Source organism: Acinetobacter sichuanensis (assembly GCF_003024515.2).
In the GTDB taxonomy this organism is placed as follows: Bacteria; Pseudomonadota; Gammaproteobacteria; order Pseudomonadales; family Moraxellaceae; genus Acinetobacter; species Acinetobacter sichuanensis.
In genome coordinates this window covers 1-2,302 of the sequence record NZ_PYIX02000119.1, presented here as the reverse complement: position 1 = coordinate 2,302, position 2,302 = coordinate 1, and the positions used below count along the sequence as shown (strand labels likewise).

The following is a 2,302-nucleotide window of genomic DNA, read 5'->3' as shown; positions in this document are numbered from 1 at the left end:
AAAAAAGCACCCTAGGGTGCTTTATTTCATTGCGTCAAAAATTCCATTTCTTAAATGATTAAAGTTCAAAACATCATATTTAAACTTTTCAGCATAACCACTTAGCACAAAATCATCGGTAAGTAATACATACTCACCCTTAAGTGTCTCTAAAAGCCCTACATCACTTAGTCCGTATTTAAGGTAACCTTCGTTGTTGGACACATTTACCGCATTGGTATGAATTTCAATGAATTTTTGTTCACTAAAAACTTGTTTTAACGCATAAAATACTCGTCTTTCCATGTCACCATAAAGCCCTCTACTCGCCAAATTACTTGTTTCAGCTAAAATATGAGGGCTAGCAATAATATGTTTGCAAGAATCAAGGATCGCAACCAATAAGCGAAAATCCTCTATTGAGTAGGCGGATAATTTTTTATGTTTTGCAATAGAACGCTCATCAGTCAAACCAATAATCAATAGAATCAAAATATTGGTATCTATTAAGACACCATTTCTTTGCATCTTTTTAATTAAATTATCCATTTTTTCGAATCTTTATAGACTCTACTTTTCCTGAATTCTTGTCAATGGTGATTACCTTATAATCTCTACTAGCTGAATTTAAAGCAGAAGCGATTGCCATTAATCCAGTAGTACTTTGCCCTGTAGGCTCTTTATAATAGCTTAAAGTGACAAGCCACTTATCACTATCATCTAGCTCAATTTCCTCTAATCTAACATCCAAAGGCTTTTCATCTTCAAACATATCTAAAAGTGATGCTTTAGCTAATCTTATTGAATCTTTTGCTTCCATGACAACTTTCTGTAAAATAAACTTACTCACATTTAACATCAAATGTCTTAATTTTTCAAAAAACATTTTTGCCTCCCAATAAATATGCTGTCAAATTTGTGATAAAATCTGTCATGTATGTTTCGATCCTCAAGTGTGCATTGTGGGTTGAAAACAAAAAACCCAAGACTGCGAATCTTGGGTTTTTGCTTTTTAGGATTTGTGTTTTATTGCGATTTCTTCTTAATCGCCTTCATACGCTCTTCTTCAAATGAAGTTTCAGGCGCATCTTCATGCGTCATAAACTTATATACATCAACTTCCTTGCCAGTTTTCATTGCAACATAGTCAGCATGATAGCGACCAAAGCTCTGCTCTAATCTGCGACCAAAAAAAAGAGAGCCACGTTTTGCACGATAAGCTCTCCAGATTTTGAGTTCAGGATAAGAAATGTTGGCTTTAGCTTCTGCTATTGTTCTTCCACCAATTCCGTTGATGACGAGTTCGCAGAAGAATTCTTCATCTGATTCGAGATCCAATTCTTTCCCGCAAAGTCTAGAACCTCGTCCGCAGCATTGTACATTGCATCAATAACTTCTGTTGAAACAGAGCCAGTGTCCGTAATTTCAGGGAAAAACTGCCCTTTTTCATCTTCATAAATCAACTGAAATAGCATCGCCTTACGATAATGATCCATTGTCAGTTTGTCTTTATCAATACCCCAGGCATCGGTAGCATGTGCAACGACATCATGAGAAGCGATTTTAACAAAAATATCCCCCTCAAATTCTTCACCATTCGCACCACGAAACTTAATTGTTTTTTTAACAAAAGTACCGATGCCTACTGCCTTTTGAGTAGATTTTAACGTGAGTTTAGCCATTATGGTTGCACCTTGAATTCATCAGTTACTTTTGATTGGCGTTTGAAGGGAACTGTATGATTGTTTAGCGCATCAAGACCAATCACCACACTGTTTTTACGCAAAATTGCCGTGCACCAAGACCAAGTTCGATCTTCAGGGAGATCAACCGCACCTGTTGCAACAGTTGGCGCGGTTGTGCCATCAGACCAACCAACATAAATACCAACTAATTCTTTTTTATCTGCTAAATCAAGCAAAGTGATGTGTGTTGCATTTTTTGGGTCAGTGTTGATTTTAAAGCTACCCTCACCTGGTGTTGATAACCCATAATCATTTGTGCGCACTTCTGTTTCTTCAAGACAGGTGTTATCTACTTCCGCTTGAGAATCATCACCAAGCGCCAATTCGGTGATGCAATTCATTTTTGTTAATGTTGGGACTGCACCATGCAAAATCCATACTTCGGTACCGTTTCCGAGTACACCTTTTTTAGTCGCCATGAGTAGCTACTCCTCAAATTTTTGGCATAAAAAAACCTCCGTTAAGGAGGTGGATAAAATTAAACCCGCACTTGGCGGGTTTTAATGTTGATTTGAATCTATGGTCTCACCTTGTATGCCCTTGCATAATTTCAAGATGCTTTCAGCATGTAGTGTGAT

At 37.2% G+C, this 2,302-nt stretch carries 5 protein-coding genes; all 5 read right to left on the bottom strand.

Features of this window, described 5'->3' with window-relative positions; all coding sequences use genetic code 11:
* Positions 1-21: 21 nt before the first annotated feature.
* Positions 22-528, bottom strand: a complete 507-nt coding sequence (locus C9E89_RS22205) for a PIN domain-containing protein (protein WP_107010254.1) — start codon at positions 526-528, stop codon at positions 22-24.
* A complete protein-coding gene (locus C9E89_RS22200) occupies positions 521-865 on the bottom strand; it encodes a hypothetical protein (protein ID WP_107010253.1) in 345 nt (114 codons plus the stop codon). The genes C9E89_RS22205 and C9E89_RS22200 overlap by 8 nt, the downstream gene beginning before the upstream one ends.
* 140 nt (positions 866-1,005) lie before the next feature.
* Entirely contained in the window at positions 1,006-1,317 is a 312-nt protein-coding gene (locus tag C9E89_RS22195; RefSeq protein ID WP_322887909.1) for a hypothetical protein, read from the bottom strand.
* Positions 1,248-1,661 (bottom strand): phage tail assembly chaperone family protein, TAC, encoded by a 414-nt coding sequence (locus C9E89_RS22190; protein WP_107010252.1) that lies wholly within the window; start codon positions 1,659-1,661, stop codon positions 1,248-1,250. The genes C9E89_RS22195 and C9E89_RS22190 overlap by 70 nt, the downstream gene beginning before the upstream one ends.
* Entirely contained in the window at positions 1,661-2,143 is a 483-nt protein-coding gene (locus C9E89_RS22185) for a phage tail tube protein (RefSeq protein WP_107010251.1), read from the bottom strand. The genes C9E89_RS22190 and C9E89_RS22185 overlap by 1 nt, the downstream gene beginning before the upstream one ends.
* Positions 2,144-2,302 lie beyond the last annotated feature (159 nt).